Raw genomic sequence first — 18,659 nt, 5'->3', positions numbered from 1 at the left:
CGCCATGAAGAAGGCGTTCGTCGACTGCCAGAGAGAGGCCCGAGGACTGTCCAACGGGGCCAAACCCGCCGTACAAGGCCCCCTTCGCCGATTCCTGGAGTCCGTCAAGTCAGCGGACAAGTCCCGTCGTGTTCTGGCGGGACTCGTCGCAAATCGTGAGCAGTTCACACGCAGACGTTCCGCCTCCGCCGCCGCGAAGGACTTCGAGGCCATGGAGGACAAACTCGACGAGTTCATGGAGGACCTGACCACAGTGATCGAACGGGGCGCCGCCCTCAGGACTGTGCTGAAGCGGTCCGAGGCCCGGGTCCAACGCCCCAGGGAGATCAAAGTGGTGATAGACGACGAGGCGGGTTGAGGGCGCGCAGATCACGAAGTGGACAAGAGCGCCGGAAACGATCGAGGGCCCCGTCTCACATGATGTGATCCAAGGCCCTGACCTGCGATGACAGCTGCATCGAACTGTCGGGACGACAGGATTTGAACCTGCGACCCCTTGACCCCCAGTCAAGTGCGCTACCAAGCTGCGCCACGTCCCGATGCCGTCTGACCTGGGGTTTCCCCCGGCCGAACGCGCATGGAAACAATACCGCACTCGGGTCGGTGGTCGCGCACCCGTTTATTCGGCCGGCCGGCCCAGCTCGGGGTACGCGTCGAGCAGCCGGGACGGTGCCGCCTGGCGCCAGGAGTCGGCGAGGATGTCGTGGAGTTCGGCCTCGTCCTCCAGCGCGGCCAGCCGGACCCGCACCCAGGCGAACTGCGCCTCGTGGTCGGCGATCCAGAACTTCTCCGGCTCGGCCAGGACCAGTTCGTCGCGCTCCTCCTTGGGGCAGCGCACCGCGATGGAGGTCTCGTCCTCGGGGAGCGTGGCGAACATCTTGCCCGCGACCCGGAACGTGGGCATGCTCCAGGCGATCTTCTCCGTCGTGTCCGGCAGAGACAGGGCGATACGGCGTACGTCTTCGGCATCCGGCATGGAACGCACCGTAGCGGCTGCCACTGACAATCACCTGGACAATCACCTGGTGAGAGCGGTTGCACCCACGTACTTGTAGTAGATCGTCGTCGGCCGCAGCACCCCGGCCGGGCTCGCCGCGTAGTCGGGGATCACCCCGGCCCGGGTCCACCCGGCCGACCCGTACAGGCGCTCGGCGAGGCTGTCGGTCTCGGTGTCCAGGTGGAGAAGGGTGACCCCGGCATCGATCGCTGCCTGTTCCGCGGTCGTGAGGAGTCTGCGGCCGAGGCCCCGCCCCCGCGCCCGGCGATGCACCATCAGCTTGACCAGCTCGGCCCGGTGGCGGCTGTTGGGTTTGTCGGGGAAGGCCAGACTGACCGTGCCGACCGTCCGCCCGCTCTCGCGGGCCGCCCATACCGCCAACTGCCCGGCGGCGACAGCGACAGCGCGCTCCTCCCACCAGTCGATGGCCGCCGCACGGTCGAGCGGTGCGAGGAATCCGACGGAGGCGCCGTCCGCGACGGTGTCCACAAGCAGGTCCGCCAACTCCCCCACGCGGTCTTTGAGTTGACGCTCGTCGAGGCGCGTCACGTTCACGGCAGCACCACCGCCAGCACATACCGCACAGGCTCGGACCCCGCGCACCGGAACCGCGTCGGCCCCCACACCCGCATCCGCAGGCAGTCCCCGGCACCGAGATGGTGCTCGACCTCCTTGACCGTCACGTCGAGCTCCCCTTCCAGGACCCAGATGTGCTGTTCCAGCCCCGGCACGGGCGGCCGGTCGTACGCGATGTCGGCGCCCGCCACGAGCCGCCCCTCGACGATCTCGCCGCGCAGCCCGGCGTGCGGCGGCGACACGGATCGCCGTACGAACCCGGAGGAACGGTCCTCCCACACCGGCTGCTCGGCCGCCCGCACCAGCAGCGCGGGCTCGGACTCGACCTCACTGAGCAGTTGGGACATGGTCCGGCCGTACACATGGCACAGGCGGTTCAGCAGCGAGGCGGTGGGACTGATCTCCGCCCGTTCGGCCCGCGACAGGGTCGAGCGGCTCACGCCGCTGCGTTCCGCCAACTCCCCCAGCGACCAGCCGCGTTCGGCTCGCAGCTCGGCCAGACGGGTGCCGAGGCGGGCGTCGACCGGGTCCGGGAGCGCGCCGGCGTCGGAACTCTTCTGTTTCATATTCGGGAATCTATCCCAGATATGAAGCATCCGCGTTACGGATGGCTCACTCCCCCGCCGCTGCCCCGAGCGCCTCGAGCACCGGCTTGATCAGCGGATGCTCCTCGGCGCCTCGTCGTACGGCCGCGAAGACCCGGCGCGTGGGTGCCACCCCGTCCACGGGCCGTACGACGACCCCGGTGAGGTCCATGCCGCGCAGTGCCGAGCGCGGTACGAGGGCCACGCCCGCGTCGGCCGAGGCGAGGGCGACGACCGCGCGGAAGTCGTCCGAGGAGTGTTCGAGGCGGGGCTGGAAGCCGGCGTTCTCGCAGGCCAGGACCACCACCTCGTGGCAGGGGTTGCCGGGGTACGGGCCGATCCACGGGTCCTTGGCCAGGTCGGCGAGGGGGACTTCGGCGGTGTCGGCCAGGCGGTGGGTGACCGGGACGACGGCGTCGAACGGTTCGGCGTACAGCGGGACGTGCGTCAGGCGGGGGTCGTCGGCGGGCGGAGCCCCCCGGTACTCGACGGCGACCGCGACGTCCACCTGCCGGTCGAGCACCATCGGCAGGCTCGCGTCGCCCTCCGCGTCCTGCACCCGGATGCGGATGCCGGGCGCGGACCCGGCGAGGCGGGCCACGGCGGGGGCGACGACCTGGGCGATGCCGGTCGCGAAGGAGGCGACGGTGACCGTGCCGGCCGCGCCGGAGCTGTACGCCGCCAGCTCGGCCTCCGCCCGCTCCAGCTGGGCCAGGACCGCGTTGGTGTGGCTGAGCAGGATCTCGCCGGCCGGCGTCAGCCGTACGCCCTTGGCGCTGCGCTCGACCAGACGGTGGCCCGTCTCCTGCTCCAGGGCGGCCAGCTGCTGGGAGACCGCCGACGGGGTCAGATACAGCGCGGCGGCAGCCGCCGTCACCGTGCGATGGTCGGCCACCGCCCGGAGGATGTGGAGCCGCCGCGCTTCGATCATGCGATCGATTGTCTCAAATGCCCCGTGCGCTCCGGCTCAGCCCTCCAGCTCCGCCCGCGCCGCCACGAAGGCGTCCACGGCACGGTTGACGTCGTCCGTGGAGTGGGCGGCGGACAGCTGCACGCGAATCCGGGCCTGGCCCTGCGGCACGACCGGGTACGAGAAACCGATCACGTAGACGCCGCGCTCCAGCAGCAGCTCCGCCAGCCGGGCGGCCTTCGCCGCGTCGCCGATCATCACCGGCGCGATGGCGTGGTCGCCGGGGAGGATCTCGAAGCCCTCCTCGGTCATACGACGGCGGAACAGCGCCGTGTTCTCGGCCAGCCGGACGCGCAGGTCGTCGGCGGACTCCAGCAGGTCGAGCACCTTCAGGGAGGCGGCGGCGATCACCGGGGCCAGGGTGTTGGAGAACAGGTACGGGCGGGAGCGCTGGCGCAGCAGGGCCACGATCTCGGCACGGGCGGCCACGTAGCCCCCGGAGGCGCCGCCGAGGGCCTTGCCGAGGGTGCCGGTGATGATGTCGACGCGGTCCATCACGCCGTGCAGCTCGGGGGTGCCGCGGCCGCCGGGGCCGACGAAGCCGACGGCGTGGGAGTCGTCGACCATGACCATGGCGTCGTAGCGGTCGGCGAGGTCGCAGATCTCCCTCAACGGCGCCACGTACCCGTCCATGGAGAAGACGCCGTCGGTGACGATCAGCCGGCGTCGCGCGTCGGACGCCTCCTTCAACTTCGCCTCCAGGTCCGCCAGATCACGGTTGGCGTACCGGAAGCGGCGGGCCTTGGACAGGCGGATGCCGTCGATGATCGACGCGTGGTTGAGCGTGTCGGAGATCACCGCGTCCTCCTCGCCGAGGAGCGTCTCGAAGACACCGCCGTTGGCGTCGAAGCAGGAGGAGTACAGGATCGTGTCCTCCTGGCCGAGGAACGCCGACAGCCGGGCCTCCAGTTCCTTGTGCACCTCCTGGGTGCCGCAGATGAAACGGACCGACGCCATGCCGTAGCCCCAGCGGTCCAGGGCCTGGTGGGCGGCGGCGACGACCTCGGGGTGGTCGGCGAGGCCGAGGTAGTTGTTGGCGCAGAAGTTGAGGACCTCGCCGGGGCGGCCGCCCGCGGTGACGTTCACGGTCGCGGACTGCGGGGTGCCGATGACGCGCTCCGGCTTGTGCAGGCCGGCGGCGCGGATCTCGTCGAGGGTGGCGCGCAGGTCGTCGCGCACGGAGTCGAACATGAGGGGGCTCCTAAGGTGCTTACGCGGTAGGGGAGTTACGCGGTCCAGTCGAGGATGACCTTGCCGCCGCGGCCGCTCGCCGCGTCGGCGAACGCCGCCTCGAAGTCGCGGTAGCCGTACCGGCCGGTGATCACGGGCGCGAGGTCGAGGCCGCCCTCCAGCAGCACCGACATGGCGTACCAGGTCTCGAACATCTCACGGCCGTAGATGCCCTTGATGGTGATCATCGAGGTGACGATCCGGGCCCAGTCGACCGCGAACTCCTGCGCGGGCAGGCCGAGCATGGCGATACGGCCGCCGTGCGTCATGTTGGCGATCATGTCGCGCATGGCCTCGGGGCGACCGGACATCTCCAGGCCGATGTCGAAGCCCTCGCGCAGACCGAGTACGCGCTGCCCGTCGGCGATGCTCGCCTCGGACACGTTCAGCGCGAGGCTCACGCCGATCTTGCGGGCCAGCGCCAGCCGTTCCTCGCTCACGTCGGTGATCACGACGTTGCGGGCCCCCGCGTGCCGGGCGACGGCCGCCGCCATCAGGCCGATCGGACCGGCCCCGGTGATGAGCACGTCCTCACCGACCAGCGGGAACGACAGCGCGGTGTGCACGGCGTTGCCGAACGGGTCGAAGATCGCGGCGACGTCGAGGTCGACGGCCACACGGTGCACCCACACATTGGCGGCGGGCAGGGCGACGTACTCGGCGAAGGCCCCGTCCCGTCCGACGCCGAGGCCGACCGTGGCACGGCACAGATGGCGGCGGCCGGCCAGGCAGTTGCGGCACTTGCCGCACACCAAGTGGCCCTCGCCGCTGACACGGTCGCCGATCTTGACGTCGGTGACGTCGCGCCCCGTCTCGACGACCTCGCCGACGAACTCGTGCCCGACCACGAGCGGCGTGCGGATCGCCTGCTGCGCCCAGCCGTCCCAGGACCGGATGTGCAGATCGGTGCCGCAGATGCCGGTGCGCAGCACCTTGATCAGTACGTCGCCGGGTCCGACGGCGGGTTCGGGGACGTCCGCGAGCCAGAGCCCGGGCTCCGCCTTCTCCTTGACCAGCGCCTTCAACGCTACGGCTCCTGAGGGTGAGTCCCGGCTCCGGGCATGCCGAAGGAGCCCGTGGCCGGGGAGAGGGGTGGAATCGCGTAGCAATCTGCCGTACGGCGGCGCCCCGGTCCATCGAGGATTTCTTAAGCGGCGCCACAGCTTTCCTTCACGCCTGCCCCGCGCTTCCCCCGCTCGGCGGCGCTGCTGACCGCCGGATGTCCAGTGAGCCGGATCGAGGCCTGCCCTCTTCACGTCGCCCCGCTGCTGCACGACGGTCACCGGTCGGCCCTGCTCCTGGCCGCCCTCGCGGTCCTCGCCGCGGTCGGGGCCGCCGCCGTGCTGCGGATCGGCTTCCCGCACCACATGGTCGTAGTACACCACACGAATCCCGAACGGCGGCGAGAATCGACGCAGGACGCCCGGCCCCGAGACCAGGCCCGACGTCCTCGCCCCGACTCGGCCGACTGACCTGGAGCCGCTCATGACCACCGCACGGGACCTCGCGATCATCGCCCTCGACGCGGCGCCCGACCGCCCGGTGGAGCAGGGTGATCTGTCGCTCGCGCTCGCCGGGGCCGAGGTGTTCGACCTGATCGAGAGCCGGGCCCTGGTCCTGGACGGCGACCGCATCCTGCCGAGCGCTCAGGCGCCCACGGGCGACCGGCTCCTGGACGAGGCGACCGCGGCACTCGTACGACAGGAGCCGTACGAGTCGGTCGAGGACTGGCTGTGGCGCCGGGGCCGCGGGCTGTCCTCGGCCTATGTGGAGGACCTGGAGCGGGTGGGACTGACGACCCGGCCACGGGGCCGCCGGTTTCCGCTGCGGACCGGGCGGACCGAGCCGGTCGACTCGCCGGCCCGGCGGCGGGCCGAGGAGCGCTGGGCGTCGGGCGAGCCGGTGCTCGCCGCACTGGCCGCGGCCGCCGGGATCCACGACGAAGCGGCCGACGGCACTGCGGAGCTCGACGACGAGGCGGTGGCGACCGTACTGGCCGCCGTCGGCGACGCCGTGATGGAACTGGAGGCCGTGCGGCAGCGGCGGGCGATCGAGGACGCCGCGTTCGACAACGTCTGGCGCGGCTACTAGGCGCCGACGGTCAACGGGCGCCCAGCAGGGCCAGGCAGTTGTCCCCCAACGGGGTCAGACGCTGCGGGCTGTGGTGGAGCTCGGCGACCATCCCCTGGCCCTCCAGCTGGGCCACACGGCCCGCGCTGCCTCGCGCAGGCCGTCAGAGCAGCGGGAGACCGTCGACCGCCCGCCTCTCCAGCCGGGTGACCAGCTCGGCCGCCGACGCCTTGATGGTCTCCAGACCGGCCCTCCCCCAGGGCCGCGGCTCCACGTCGACGACACACACCGTGCCGAGCACCATCCCCGTGCTGTCGATGAGCGGGGCGCCCAGATAGGAGCGGATGCCGAACTCGTCGACGATCGGGTTTCCCGCGAACCGTGGATAGTCGCGGACGTCCTCCAGCACCAGCGCCTTGCGTCGGACGACCACATGGGGGCAGAACCCATGGTCGCGCTCCAATTGGCGGCCCAGTTCCGGCTTGGTGTCGTCGGCCCGCGTGAGGCGCACTGTGTGCCGCACATGCAGGCCGGCGAAGAACTGCCGGTTCTCACCCAGGAAGTTGACCATGGCGTACGGCGCCCCGGTGAGTCCGGCGAGATGGTCCGCGAAGATGTCGAGGGCGGGGTCCGGCTGTTCCGCCAGGCCCAGTCGGAGCAGCCGCCGTGCGCGGGCGGGGGCCTCCTTGTCCTCGGGGGTGAGCAGCAGGCGAGCGACCGGGCGGGGTGGGCCGTAGCTCATGGGCGGATTCCGTCACTGTGGGCGTGGTTCATATGCGGTTCCGTCCTGGTGTGTGCGGGTGTCACATGTGTGCGCCGTGGCTCGGCGCGTGTGCCGGGGTGTGGGCGATGAGGTGCCGGACGAGGGTCAGCAGGGTCTGCACACCGGAGCTGGAGATCCGGGCGTCGCAGCGGACGATCGGGATCTCCGGATCGAGGTCGATGGCGGCGCGGACCTCCTCGGGGTCGTAACGGTAGGAACCGTCGAACTCGTTGATCGCGACGATGAAGCCGAGGCCGCGCTGCTCGAAGAAGTCGACGGCGGCGAAGCAGTCCTCCAGGCGCCGGGTGTCGGCGAGGATGACCGCGCCGAGCGCGCCCTCGCACAGCTCGTCCCACATGAACCAGAACCGTTCCTGTCCGGGCGTGCCGAACAGGTACAGGACGTGTTCCGGATCGAGCGTGATGCGGCCGAAGTCCATGGCCACCGTCGTCTCGACCTTGTTCTCGACGCCCTCCAGGCTGTCGGTCGCGGCGCTGACCGTGGTGAGCAGTTCCTCCGTACTGAGCGGCGCGATCTCGCTCACCGCGCCCACGAAAGTCGTCTTGCCGACCCCGAACCCTCCCGCGACCAAGATCTTCAGCGCGGTGGGGAAGGGGTCAGAGCTGTCGTCGTAGTCCATCGAGCACTGCCTCCAGAAGGGCCCGGTCAGTCGGGTTGTGGTGGAACTCGGGGGGCTTGGTGGTGAGCGCCCCGCCGTCGACGAGGTCCGACAGCAGCACCTTGGTGACCGCCGCCGGCAGCTTCAGGTGGGCGGCGACCTCGGCGACCGAGACGGGGGCCCGGCACAGGTCGAGCGCCTGTTCGTGCTCGGGGCCGAGGTAGCCGAGGGGGGTCGCCCCGGTGGCCATCACCTGCGACATGAGATCGAGCGCGACGGTGGGCCGGGTACGGCCGTTGCTGACCGTGAAAGGGCGCACCAGCCGTCCGGCCGCGTCGTCGAGCCAGGGCCCGTCGCCGGCCGCCGTCACGTTCAAGGCCTCATCGCCGAGGGTTCGACGGAGTGCTGACGGGGGGCGGTGACCAGGTACGGGCGGACGCTCTTGACCAGCATCGCCATCTCGTAGCCGAGCACCGCCGCGTCGGCCTCGCGGCCGGCCAGCACGGCGAGACAGGTGCCGGAACCGGCCGTGGTCACGAACAGCAGCGTCGAGTCGAGCTCGACGACGACCTGGCGCACGTCACCGCCGTCGCCGAAGCGGACCCCGGCGCTGCGGCCGAGGGAGTACAGGCCGGAGGCCAGGGCTGCCATGTGGTCGGCGCTGTCCGGGTCGAGGCCGTGAACCGACTTCACGAGCCCGTCGCAGGAGAGGAGTACCGCGCTGCTGGTGTGCGGTACGCGCTGCACTAGGCCACTCATCAGCCAGTCGAGATCGGACACATGAGCGGTCGGCGCTTCGCTCGCCATGATGGATCGACTCCTTGAGGTACGAAGGTCTGCGGGAGCGCTGGAGACGGGGGTGGCCTTCCAGGCGGACTTCGAGCTGGTCAGGGGCGTGGTCATCCGGCCGGTGCGCTCCCGTCGTGCCGGGTGGTGTGGTCGGTTCCGGTCGCGGGGCGGGGGTGCGTCTCGGTCATATGGGCCGGGTCCATGGGTGATACGTCCATGGGTGGTCGGGGGGCCATGGAGTTCACGTCTGTGTGGAGTTCATCCACGGAAGTCGGGCGCAGACGTGTGGATTGGGTGCGACCCGGGTCGAGGCTCGTCGGCTCCAGCCGGATCGACGCCGGGCGCACGGACTCCAGGCGGGTGGGCTCGGAGGGGGCGGGGGCCAGGCGGGTCGGTTCCGGGTCGGACATGGGGTCAGGGGTCGGGTGTCGTGGGGGCGTGTAGGTGGGAGTGGTCGGGTGGGGGGTGGTGGGGGCTGGGGTGGCGCCGGTGTGTGCCGAGTCCATGTGGCCCGTGTCCATATGGGTCCAGCCCACCTGCGCAGACGCTGTGTGCCCGGAGGCTGTGTGGCCTGACGCCATGTGGCTCGATGCCATGTGGCCCGACGCCATTTGGGTCGTGCCGCCGGACGTCGTGTAGGAGGCGTCCATGTGGCCCGCGCCAATATGCCCCACATCCATGTGTCCGCCACCCAGATGCCCATGCCGAGACTCCCCAGGTCCGGGATCCCTACGCCCCAACTCGGTGGCGTCCCCGGCCATGTAGCCGCCACCCATGTGCTCGCCATCCATGGGTCCGGCGTCCGCATGCCCGGCATCCAGTCGGCCGGCCTCCACATGCCGCGTGTCCAGGCGTCCGGTGTCCCGGTCCCCGGCCTCCACATGTCCCACATCCATGTGCGCCACATCCATGTGCGCCGCATCCATGTGCGCCGCCTCCATGTGCTGCTGCGTCTCGGCGAGCCCGATGCCCCGCTGGAACGCCGCCATCAGCCCCGGGTCGTGCCCGGCGAGGTAGTCGGATTCCTGGCGTGGTGCGGGGCCGTCACGGAGTTGGGGCGCGATGTGTTCCTGAGCGCGGCGCCGGGGCAGTTGGGGCTTGTCCATGGTGCCGCGGACCGCACTGCTGCGCGGAGTCGGCGGTGTGGCCGTGTTCTCCTCGACGATCCGGCGCTCGTCGGGCCTGATGCCGGGCCGCGCCTCAGCCGGGTTGGACCGCTCTCCACCGGCACCGCGCACGGGCAGCGGCGCCGGCCCGCTGCCGTTGGCCCGAGCAGCCGCGCCGCTCACGCCGGTTGGTGGCTGCGGCCGACGCGGCGCCCCCGGCGTCCCCGACGGCGCCTCGGCCGCACCGCGCTGCCCGCCCGCCGACGCGGCCGACGCGGGCTGCCGATGCTGCTGGGGCGGCACCGGCGTCTGCTGCGGACGTGCCTGCGACGGGGAGTTCGGCGGTGCGGCCGTGCCCGCCGCACCGTGACCCTCCTGCGACTCCGGTGCCCGCCCCGCGCTTCCCCGAGCCCCGGGCTCCGTTCCCAACAGCCCCTGCGGCACGACGAGTACGGCCTGGACACCGCCGTAGATGTTGGTCTGGAGGCGCACATGGATGCCGTGCCGCTTGGCGAGTTGCGACACGACGAACAGCCCGATGCGCCCGTCCGCCAGCAGGCTGGCGACGTTGACCTGGTCGGGGTCGGTGAGCAGGGCGTTCATCCGGTTCTGCTCGGCGACGGGCATGCCGAGCCCGCGGTCCTCGACCTCGACGGCGAGCCCCGAGGTCACGAGGTTGGCGCGCAGGAGCACTTGAGTGTGCGGGGCGGAGAACACCGTGGCGTTCTCGACGAGTTCGGCCAGCAGATGGATCACGTCGGCGACGGCGTGCCCGCGCAGGGTGCCGTCGATCGGGGGCACGAGCTTGACCCGCGAGTACTGCTCCACCTCCGCGATGGCCGAGCGCAGCACCTCGGTCATGGAGACGGGATTGCTCCACTGCCGGCGGGAGACGGCGCCGCCGAGCACGGCGAGGTTCTCGGCGTGGCGGCGGATGCGGGTGGCGAGGTGGTCCACGTGGAAGAGGCCCTTGAGCAGGTCGGGGTCCTCGATCTCGTTCTCCAGTTCGTCGAGGATCGAGATCTCGCGGTGCACGAGCGACTGCAGGCGCCGGGCGAGGTTGACGAACACCTCGAGCTTCTGTTCGCTGCCTGCCTGGCTGGAGAGTTGCGACGCCTGGACGACGGCGGCGACGGCTCCGTCGTGCGCACGGGCCAGGTCGGCGGCCAGCAGTTCGAAGTCGTCGGCGCCCTCGGGCGGACCGCTGCGCGACTTGCGCTTCGGCGGGCCGTCGCCGCGCCGCAGTGTCTCGACGAGAGCCCGCAGATCGGCTTCGCCGCGCGCGCTGCTGCGGCGCAGTGCGCCGATGCGGTCGCTCACGGACCTGGCGGTGCGGTTGGCGGCCACTGCGGCGATCAGGATGCCTGCGAGGGTCACCGAGAGCGCGCCGGAGAGTACGGCCCACAGGGTGAGGCTCGGCCGCGCTCCGGTGGTGCGCACCACGAACAGCACGGCCGCACAGGCACTGAGGGCCACCGCGACGGGCGGAAGCACGGCCAGACGCAGCAGTTGGGGCCGTATGTGGGTCTCGGGCAGCGCGGGTGCGGTGCGGCCGGCCGGGCGCCCGTGACGCCCGCCCTCACGGCGGTCTGCGCGTGCGGCCGGGGCGCGGAGTTGAGACATCGGGGTCCTCGTACTGGTCCGTCGGTCGGGAGCCTTGGGGGTGCGCGCGGTCTGCGCGGCCCGGGGCATGCGCCATCGCGATGTCGGTCGACAGAGCCGACGCGATTTCGGCTCCGCGTCGCCCGACGGACACTCACAGTAGTCGTCTCCGCATCATGTGCGGTGGGCAGTTGACAAAGTCGCGCAGGCAGCGTCCCGCTCTGGTATGAGGTCTCGTACGACAGACCGATAACCGGCTCCACCTTTCGCCCACATGGAGCACTCGAACGATCGGACCTGGTCAGAAGTGGTCACGAAGAAAAATCAGGGGTGGGGCACGTCCTGCGCCCCACCCCTAGTGGACTTCCCGTTTTCCCTGCTCGCGATCGTCCCGGCAGGGACGGTTCAGCACCGGCGCGTCCGGCTCTCCGTCCCCCGGCACGTCACCGGCCGTAGCAGCGCACGCCGCCCCCGCATGCGCCCCGACGCACTCCTACGCGCCCGGCGCGAACCGTCCCGCGAGGGCGCGCTCAGCCGACGTCCGCGACGTCCGGGCTGCCCTGGACGACCGCCGCGCTGTCCGGCGTCGACGCGACCGGCGTGCCGTCCGGCGTCGACGCAGCCGCCGTACCGTCCGCTGCCGGCGCGACGGGCGGCCATACCGGCCACCCCTCGGCGGGCGCCTGGGCCACCTCGCGCCACCACGGCGTCACGGGCGGCACGGAGGCCGGCTCGAACGGCTCGCCGCAGCGCGGGGCCGCCATCGTGACGCCGGCCTTGTGCGTGGCCCGCATCATCCACTCCCCGGGCTCCGCCCACGGATGCGTCGCCAGGTTGAAGGTCCCCCAGTGGATCGGCAGCATGACGCCCACGGCCGGATCGCCGCCCTGCAGATCGAGGTGGGCCCTGACGCCCTCCTCCGGCGTCATGTGGATGTCGGGCCAGAAATCCGAGTAGGCGCCGACCTGGATCATCGTGGCGTCGAACGGCCCGTGCTCGGCGCCGATGTCCTTGAAGCCCTCGAAGTAGCCGGTGTCACCGCTGTGGTAGATCCGGTGCTCGTCCGACGCGACGGCCCAGGACGCCCAGAGGGTGTGCTGCGTGTTGCGCAGTCCGCGGCCGCAGAAGTGGCGGGCAGGGGTGGCGGTCAGCGTGAGTCCGCCGACCTTCGTCGTCTCGTGCCAGTCCAGCTCGCGCAGCCGGTCGGCGGACACGCCCCAGTGCTCGAGGTGGGCGCCGACGCCGAGCGGTACGGCGAAGAGCGTGTCCGTGCCGGCCAGTGCCTTGATCGTGGGCAGGTCGAGGTGGTCGTAGTGGTCGTGCGAGATGACGACGACGTCCACCGGGCCGAGTGCGGCGAGCGGCAGGGGCACGGGATGCAGCCGCTTGGGCCCGACGAAGGGGAAGGGGGAGCAGCGCTCGCCCCACACCGGGTCGAACAGCACGCGGTGGCCGTCGATCTCCGCGAGGATGCTCGAGTGCCCCATCCAGGTCAGGCGCAGCCCGCCGGCGGGAGGCTTGGCCAGGTCAGCGTATGTGGTGGGGTGCACCGGCACGGTGCCCTTCGGGGCACGCCGGGGCCGGGTGTCCTTGTCGAAGAAGACCTTGGCGAACTCCAGCATCGACCCGGATGGGCGGGTCCGGGCGGTGCCTCCGGGATTCTGGAAGACCCCGTCCCTGAAGTGCGGCGATCTGCGGATGCGCGCCATGCGCTCACCGCTCGGGTCCACGCCGAAGGCCTCGGGCCGCAGGGCACGCAGCCCGGAGCTCGGGAAACGGAAACCGGCCACGGTACCTCCAGGTGGAGTCGGTGAGGCCTTCCATTATGGTCGGCCCCTCCGACAACCCCGCGTGCCCCTGGTTAGTTCCCCTGGGCTGCCATCCGGACCGTTGACATGTCCCCGCCTCGACTTCGATACTGACCCGTCGTTCAGTAACCCGCGCACGGCGCGCAGCACTCCTCCCCACCGGAGACCCCATGACCACCCCCACCCCGTTCCTGTCGCTCACCTGGACCGACCACGTCACCGGCCGCCAGGGCTTCCTGGTCGTGGACCGGCTGGTGCGCGGCGTGTCCAGCGGTGGGCTGCGGATGCGGCCGGGCTGCACGCTGGACGAGGTCGCCGGGCTCGCCCGCGGCATGACCATGAAGGAAGCCCTGCACTACGACCCCGAGGCGCGCTACGTCCCCTTGGGCGGTGCAAAGGGCGGCATCGACTGCGATCCCCGGGATCCGGAGGCGTACGGGATCCTGGTCCGCTACCTGCGGAGCATGCGGCCGTACATCGAGAGTTTCTGGACCACGGGCGAGGACCTCGGCCTCTCCCAGGACGTGGTCGACCGGGCGGCGGCCGAGGCAGGGCTCGTCTCGTCCGTCCAGGCGGTGTATCCGCTGCTCGACGACGAGGCCGGCGCCCGGCGGCGGCTCGCGGACGCGTTCGCGGTCGAGGTGGACGGCATCGGGCTGGACGAGCTGGTCGGCGGCTGCGGGGTCGCCGAGTCGGTGCTCACGGCCCTGGACCGGGCGGAGGTGCCGTACTGGAGGACCCGCGTCGCCGTGCAGGGCCTCGGGACCATGGGCGGCGCCACGGCGCGCTTCCTCACGCGCGCGGGGCTCACCGTCGTGGCCGTCGCCGACATCAAGGGCACGATCGCCAATCCGGCGGGCCTCGACATCGAGGCACTGCTCGCGGCGCGGGACGCGTACGGCACCGTCGACCGCGCCGCGCTGCGCCCCGGCGACCGCGAACTGCCGGGCGACGCCTGGCTGTCGGCCGAGGCGGAGGTGCTGGTCCCGGCAGCCGTGTCGTACGCGATCGACGCGGCCAACCAGGGGGTGATCACGGCCCGTTGGATCGCCGAGGCGGCCAACATGCCCGTACGGCCCGAGGCGGAGGAGCTGCTCGCCGAGCGGGGCGTCACGGTACTGCCGGACGTCGTGGTCAACTCGGCCACGAACGCCTGGTGGTGGTGGACGCTGTTCGGCGACATCGGCGCGGACGCGGACGAGGCCTTCGCCCACACGAGACGCTCGATGCGCGCCCTGACCGACCTCACCCTCGCCCGCGCCGAGGCCGACGGAACATCACCCCGGTCCGCCGCGCACGCCATCGCGGCGGACCGGCTGCCAGTGATCGCCGAACGGTTCGGCTGGCACCGGTGACGCCGTCACCACGCGCGGCGCACAGCCACTACTCGACCTCGGTTACGGGCGGACAGGGCCTGCGCCCGACCACAGCACGGGAACGGCCCGGGGAGGGCTCGGGAATGGCCCTTGGCGAGGCTGGGGCCCGTCGGCAAACTCCCGTCGTCCGCCCGGAGGGCGGGCCCGGCCGGCGGCGATGGGGGTCCCCGCGAGAGCTCGGCGAAGCCGGTTCGCGCGGGGGCGGGGAGAGGTCACGTGGGCGTTTCGACCGCGGCGAGCGTGCGTGCCAGGCGCCGCCGGGCAGGCGGGAATTGGCCGACAGGGCCTAGGGTGACGGAGTGGGTAGAGTGCGGTTGAGCGTGGCGGAGCGGCGTGAGGAGTTGCTGCGGGCCGCCGTGGAGCAGATAGAGGCGCGGGGCGTGGCGGCGGTCAGGATCGCCGACGTGGCCTCGGCACTCGGGGTGAGCAACGCGCTGGTGCTCTATCACTTCGCCACGAAGGAGAAGCTGGTCGCGGCCGCGTTCACCCATGCGGCCGAGGGCGACCTGGCCCGGCTGCGCAGGCTCCTCGGTCGCCGTACGACGGCGCTGCGCAGGCTGCGGGCGGCGGTGCGCTGGTACGCGCCGACCGGGCAGGCCAAGGGCTGGCGGCTGTGGATCGAGGGCTGGGCGGCGGCGCTGCGCGAGCCCGCGCTGCAGGAGGTCACAAGGGAACTGGACCGGCAGTGGAAGGCCGCCATCGCCGAGGTCATCGTGGAGGGCGTGGCCGCGGACGAGTTCCGCTGCCCCGACCCCGCCGGCACGGCCCTACGGCTCACGGCTCTGCTCGACGGGCTCGCCGTACAGCTGACGTCGTACCCGGGCGCGGTGTCACGCGCGCGTGCCCAGGAGTGGGTGGACGAGGCGCTCGCCCGGGAACTGGGGCTGGAGCGGGAGGCGTTGACCGCGTCGGCGCGGTGAGGTCGCCGATCGCAGGGCACCCGGTTTCACCACAGCCACGACAGCCGCGTCCGGTTCACCACGGCCACAACAACCCCGTCCGGTTCACCACGGCCACGACAGCCGCGTGGGCCGCACCCCCTCCAACAGGGCACGGCCCACACCGCCGAGGCACCGTCTCAAGCCACCGATTCGATCCGCATCTTGATGTCGTCCGGCGACAGCGTCCCCTTGGCCGTCACATGGTCGCCCGACGACTCGCCCCGCAGACGCCGTCCGATCCACGGCACCAGGTACTCGCGCGCCCAGTGGACGTCGTCCCGGCGTATCTCGAGGGTGCCGCGGGGCGGGAGCGGCGGCCACGGCTGGTCCGGGTCGGCCGGAACCTCCAGGCCGAGGACCTGACCCGCGCGGAGCGCCACGCGCGTGTGCCCCTCGGGAGACAGGTGGAGCCGGTCGTCGTCCCAGGCCCGGCGGTCCTGGACGGTCTTCAGGGACCACAGGTCCAGGACGGGGCAGCCGTACCGGTCGGCGATGGCCCGCACATGGCCGTTGTACGTGGCGATCTTGCCGCGCAGATGCTTCAGCACGGGCACGCCACGGGTGTCGAAGCCGGTAGTCACCATGACGGTGCCGACGGCGGAGGTGAGCCGGACGACAGCCCGCTCGAAGCGCTCGGCCACCTCGTCGGGGTCGGTGCCGGGCCGGATGATGTCGTTGCCGCCCGCGCAGAACGAGACCAGGTCCGGGGCCAGTTCCAGGGCCTGCGGGACCTGGTCCTCCACGATCTGGTCGAGCAGTTTGCCGCGCACGGCGAGGTTGGTGTACTTGAAGTCGCCCTCGGGTCGCCGGTCCGCGAGCAGTACCGCGAACCGGTCGGCCCAGCCGACGAACGCCCCGTCGGGGCCGGGGTCGCCGACGCCCTCGGTGAAGCTGTCCCCCACCGCGACGTACGACCCGATCTCTGATCTGCTGTCACTCTTCGAATCGCCTGCCACACAGGCATGATTCACCTTCGAATGTGACCTACGCGACCGTAAGGAAGGGTTGACGCGCGGTGAGATAAGCCACTCCTAAAGTGTTGGCCAAACCTGGAATACTCCTCTGATCAGGGGCGTTGTGGGCTCAACCGCCACACCCGGAAGCAGCTGATCCGGAAGTGACTCCAAACGGTCCGGAACGCGAAGTGCCCACTGCGGTAAGGCTCTTGGTCGACGTAGTCGAAGACGAGCCGTCCGTTGTTCCACCACTGCACGGTCGCCCCGTCGGAGACGACACGGACCCGGTTGGGCTGGTTGGGCACCAGCAGCGGCTCGGTGTAGTCGTGGATCAGCGGGCGGACTCCGGCCTCGCCGACGTACCGGCGCAGTCGCGTCGTGGTGTTGTAGTTGGCGCCGTAACCGGCGTAATAGGTCTTGAGGTAGTCGTACTCGGCGAGCGCACCGTCCCGGCGCGTGGCGAACAGGTCGTCCGGGGAACGGACGTCGGTGGCGTTCCAGAAGTTGTTGAGGTCGGACACGCGGTCGTTGGCCCCGCCTTCCGACACGGCGGTGGCCGTGTACTCGAGGACGTACGGCCCTTCGAGGCGTTTCCTGAACCACACCGTCGCACCGCTCGGCACGTCGATCTCCAGCACACCGCGTGACGCGGTGACCGTGCCACCGTCCTGCAACTCGGTCAGCCACTGGGCGAGGCCGTGGCGGAAGTCGTCGTGGGCGACGAGCCTGCGGTGGGGCGCGGCACTCGCCGCGCCCGCGGGAGCCAGTGCCCCCAGAGCGGCACCGGCGGCCAGGATTCCGAACGCTCTGCGCGTGGTCGTCACGAACGGGACTCCTTCATAGGGACGTTGAGGCGCCAGAAAGCGCTTGCAGCGGCCGAGCGGAGATCACTCCCCCCCGATCACCCCCTCTTTGTCGACACCCGGACACACCGAAGGCCGGACCCGGGGATCGGGGTCCGGCCTTCGGTGGCGTGTCAGGTGAGGCTTCGGCGGGGGTCAGCCGATGGCGACACCCTTGGAGCGGAGGTAGGCGACCGGGTCCACGTCCGAGCCGTAGTCCGGCGTGGTGCGGATCTCGAAGTGCAGGTGCGGGCCGGTCACATTGCCGGTCGCGCCGGAGAGGCCTATCTGCTGCCCCGCGGTCACGGTCTGGCCGGGCGAGACGGAGAGCGAGGAGAGGTGGCCGTACTGGGCGTAGTAGCCGTCGGCGAGCCGGATGACGACCTGGTTGCCGTACGCGCCACCCCAGCCGGCGGAGACGACGGTGCCCGCGCCGACCGCCTTCAGCGGGGTGCCGGTCGCGGCGGCGAAGTCGACGCCGGTGTGGTAGCCGCTCGACCACATGCTGCCCGCCACCTTGTACGCGGTGGCGACGGAGGCCGCGGAGACGGGGGCGCTGAAGCCACTGGCGGCGCCGGCGGTGTCGGCGCTCTCGGCGGCCTTGGCCGTCTTCGGGGCGGAGGACTTCGCGGCGGACGAGTCCGACGACGGCTTCGAGGACGACTTCGAGGACGAGGAGGACGAAGAGGGGGACGACGGCGACGACTTGGGGGCGCTCGTCGCGGCCTTCTTGCCGCCGATCGTGAGCTTCAGACCGGGGTGGATCAGCGACGGGTTCTCGCCGACGGCCTCGCGGTTGTCGGCGTAGAGCTTCTTCCAGCCACCGCTGACGTTCTGCTCGTCGGCGATCTTCGAGAGATAGTCGCCGACCTTCACCGCATAGGTCCGCACAGCCGTCTTCTGCGCGGCATCCTTCTTTTCGGCCACCTTCTTCTCTGCGACCGGAAGGGACTGAACGGCCTTTTCCGAAGCGGCCTGCGAAGGAGCGGCGTGGGCGCCGGTGGCCCCGAAGAGCGGGAGGGCGAGAGCGGCGCCGCCGGTTCCGGCGACGGCGATGGAGCGGGTGAAGCGGGGGGACTTCGGGCGGCGGTGCTTACCCTTCGCGGGCATGGCGAATTCCTCTCCGGCGCCTGCGAGGTGAGCTGTCGGGTGCGGACTGGAGATGCCCGGCCGCGGCGAACGCGGCTTTACCCCTAGCCTGTTCCGGAGACCGGAACAGGCGGTTCTACCTGTGGGTCCCCCGCTCCTGCCATGGTCGGGTGAGTCGGTGCGGGCTCCGGTCGGCGGCAGGATTCGGCGTCCGTCCGGATTGGTGGCGAACGTAAGCGAGGAAGACGCACGGGAACAAGTGAGAGGTTCCGTCCGAATGCGTTCCTGTTGATCCCTTGTGGGAATTCCCGGTCACCCTGAGTGAATTATGGGTGCGTCGC

At 71.2% G+C, this 18,659-nt stretch carries 19 protein-coding genes, 1 tRNA gene, 1 pseudogene and 1 riboswitch; of the genes and pseudogenes, 5 read left to right on the top strand and 16 right to left on the bottom strand.

Going from position 1 to position 18,659, the window contains the following annotated elements; all coding sequences use genetic code 11:
• Positions 1-4: 4 nt before the first annotated feature.
• The gene (locus ACZ7L6_RS02765) at positions 5-358 is read left to right on the top strand and encodes a hypothetical protein (protein WP_471920131.1); all 354 of its coding nucleotides are present in this window, start codon (positions 5-7) and stop codon (positions 356-358) included.
• A 107-nt stretch (positions 359-465) separates the two neighbouring features.
• Here the strand turns inward: ACZ7L6_RS02765 and ACZ7L6_RS02760 are convergent.
• From ACZ7L6_RS02760 to tdh, 7 genes are all read right to left on the bottom strand, one after another.
• Positions 466-539 (bottom strand) — tRNA-Pro (locus ACZ7L6_RS02760).
• An 80-nt stretch (positions 540-619) separates the two neighbouring features.
• Positions 620-976 (bottom strand): MmcQ/YjbR family DNA-binding protein, encoded by a 357-nt coding sequence (locus ACZ7L6_RS02755; RefSeq protein WP_471920130.1) that lies wholly within the window; start codon positions 974-976, stop codon positions 620-622.
• Positions 977-1,018: 42 nt separating this feature from the next.
• Positions 1,019-1,552, bottom strand: coding sequence for a GNAT family N-acetyltransferase (locus ACZ7L6_RS02750; protein WP_471920129.1), 534 nt, complete (start codon positions 1,550-1,552; stop codon positions 1,019-1,021).
• Positions 1,549-2,139: a helix-turn-helix domain-containing protein gene (locus tag ACZ7L6_RS02745; RefSeq protein ID WP_471920128.1), complete on the bottom strand. Its 591-nt coding sequence runs from the start codon at positions 2,137-2,139 to the stop codon at positions 1,549-1,551. The genes ACZ7L6_RS02750 and ACZ7L6_RS02745 overlap by 4 nt, the downstream gene beginning before the upstream one ends.
• 46 nt (positions 2,140-2,185) lie before the next feature.
• On the bottom strand, positions 2,186-3,088 hold the full coding sequence (locus ACZ7L6_RS02740; protein ID WP_471920127.1) for a LysR family transcriptional regulator: 903 nt from the start codon (positions 3,086-3,088) through the stop codon (positions 2,186-2,188).
• Between the two features lie 36 nt (positions 3,089-3,124).
• Positions 3,125-4,318, bottom strand: a complete 1,194-nt coding sequence (locus ACZ7L6_RS02735; protein ID WP_471920126.1) for a glycine C-acetyltransferase — start codon at positions 4,316-4,318, stop codon at positions 3,125-3,127.
• A gap of 35 nt (positions 4,319-4,353) precedes the next feature.
• Positions 4,354-5,382: an L-threonine 3-dehydrogenase gene (tdh, locus tag ACZ7L6_RS02730; RefSeq protein ID WP_471920125.1), complete on the bottom strand. Its 1,029-nt coding sequence runs from the start codon at positions 5,380-5,382 to the stop codon at positions 4,354-4,356.
• Between the two features lie 201 nt (positions 5,383-5,583).
• On the opposite strand from tdh, the gene ACZ7L6_RS02725 reads away from it, so the two are divergent.
• Positions 5,584-5,829 (top strand): hypothetical protein, encoded by a 246-nt coding sequence (locus ACZ7L6_RS02725; RefSeq protein WP_471920124.1) that lies wholly within the window; start codon positions 5,584-5,586, stop codon positions 5,827-5,829.
• 13 nt (positions 5,830-5,842) lie between these two features.
• A complete protein-coding gene (locus ACZ7L6_RS02720; protein WP_471920123.1) occupies positions 5,843-6,448 on the top strand; it encodes a GOLPH3/VPS74 family protein in 606 nt (201 codons plus the stop codon).
• A gap of 142 nt (positions 6,449-6,590) precedes the next feature.
• Here ACZ7L6_RS02720 and ACZ7L6_RS02715 read toward each other — a convergent pair whose 3' ends face one another.
• From ACZ7L6_RS02715 to ACZ7L6_RS02690, 6 genes and pseudogenes are all read right to left on the bottom strand, one after another.
• Positions 6,591-7,169: a GAF domain-containing protein gene (locus ACZ7L6_RS02715; protein ID WP_471920122.1), complete on the bottom strand. Its 579-nt coding sequence runs from the start codon at positions 7,167-7,169 to the stop codon at positions 6,591-6,593.
• 61 nt (positions 7,170-7,230) lie between these two features.
• Positions 7,231-7,830, bottom strand: coding sequence for a GTP-binding protein (locus tag ACZ7L6_RS02710; RefSeq protein ID WP_471920121.1), 600 nt, complete (start codon positions 7,828-7,830; stop codon positions 7,231-7,233).
• A complete protein-coding gene (locus tag ACZ7L6_RS02705; protein WP_451042048.1) occupies positions 7,808-8,179 on the bottom strand; it encodes a DUF742 domain-containing protein in 372 nt (123 codons plus the stop codon). Before ACZ7L6_RS02705 ends, ACZ7L6_RS02710 begins: the two co-directional genes overlap by 23 nt.
• A 2-nt stretch (positions 8,180-8,181) precedes the next feature.
• Positions 8,182-8,616 carry a roadblock/LC7 domain-containing protein gene (locus tag ACZ7L6_RS02700; RefSeq protein ID WP_433051577.1) on the bottom strand — a complete coding sequence of 145 codons (435 nt, stop codon included), beginning with the start codon at positions 8,614-8,616 and terminating at the stop codon, positions 8,182-8,184.
• Positions 8,617-9,650: 1,034 nt separating this feature from the next.
• Positions 9,651-11,327: pseudogene (locus ACZ7L6_RS02695) on the bottom strand (sensor histidine kinase); the annotation flags it as partial.
• Positions 11,328-11,836: 509 nt separating this feature from the next.
• Positions 11,837-13,096: an MBL fold metallo-hydrolase gene (locus tag ACZ7L6_RS02690; RefSeq protein WP_471920120.1), complete on the bottom strand. Its 1,260-nt coding sequence runs from the start codon at positions 13,094-13,096 to the stop codon at positions 11,837-11,839.
• A gap of 188 nt (positions 13,097-13,284) precedes the next feature.
• On the opposite strand from ACZ7L6_RS02690, the gene ACZ7L6_RS02685 reads away from it, so the two are divergent.
• On the top strand, positions 13,285-14,469 hold the full coding sequence (locus tag ACZ7L6_RS02685) for a Glu/Leu/Phe/Val dehydrogenase dimerization domain-containing protein (protein WP_471920119.1): 1,185 nt from the start codon (positions 13,285-13,287) through the stop codon (positions 14,467-14,469).
• A gap of 320 nt (positions 14,470-14,789) precedes the next feature.
• Positions 14,790-15,410 (top strand): TetR/AcrR family transcriptional regulator, encoded by a 621-nt coding sequence (locus tag ACZ7L6_RS02680; protein ID WP_471920118.1) that lies wholly within the window; start codon positions 14,790-14,792, stop codon positions 15,408-15,410.
• Positions 15,411-15,568: 158 nt separating this feature from the next.
• On the opposite strand, the gene ACZ7L6_RS02675 is transcribed toward ACZ7L6_RS02680, so the two are convergent.
• The 3 genes from ACZ7L6_RS02675 to ACZ7L6_RS02665 all read right to left on the bottom strand — a co-directional run bounded on the left by ACZ7L6_RS02675 (position 15,569) and on the right by ACZ7L6_RS02665 (position 18,339).
• Positions 15,569-16,387: an SGNH/GDSL hydrolase family protein gene (locus tag ACZ7L6_RS02675; protein ID WP_471920117.1), complete on the bottom strand. Its 819-nt coding sequence runs from the start codon at positions 16,385-16,387 to the stop codon at positions 15,569-15,571.
• Between the two features lie 110 nt (positions 16,388-16,497).
• Positions 16,498-17,211, bottom strand: coding sequence for a DUF6250 domain-containing protein (locus ACZ7L6_RS02670; RefSeq protein WP_471920116.1), 714 nt, complete (start codon positions 17,209-17,211; stop codon positions 16,498-16,500).
• A gap of 174 nt (positions 17,212-17,385) precedes the next feature.
• Entirely contained in the window at positions 17,386-18,339 is a 954-nt protein-coding gene (locus ACZ7L6_RS02665; protein WP_471920115.1) for a M23 family metallopeptidase, read from the bottom strand.
• 4 nt (positions 18,340-18,343) lie between these two features.
• Positions 18,344-18,501: riboswitch (cyclic di-AMP (ydaO/yuaA leader) on the bottom strand.
• Positions 18,502-18,659: the final 158 nt, after the last annotated feature.

Source organism: Streptomyces sp. NPDC107522 (assembly GCF_055657525.1).
Note: the sequence above shows the minus strand (reverse complement) of the source record. Positions and strands in the feature narration are given on the sequence as shown.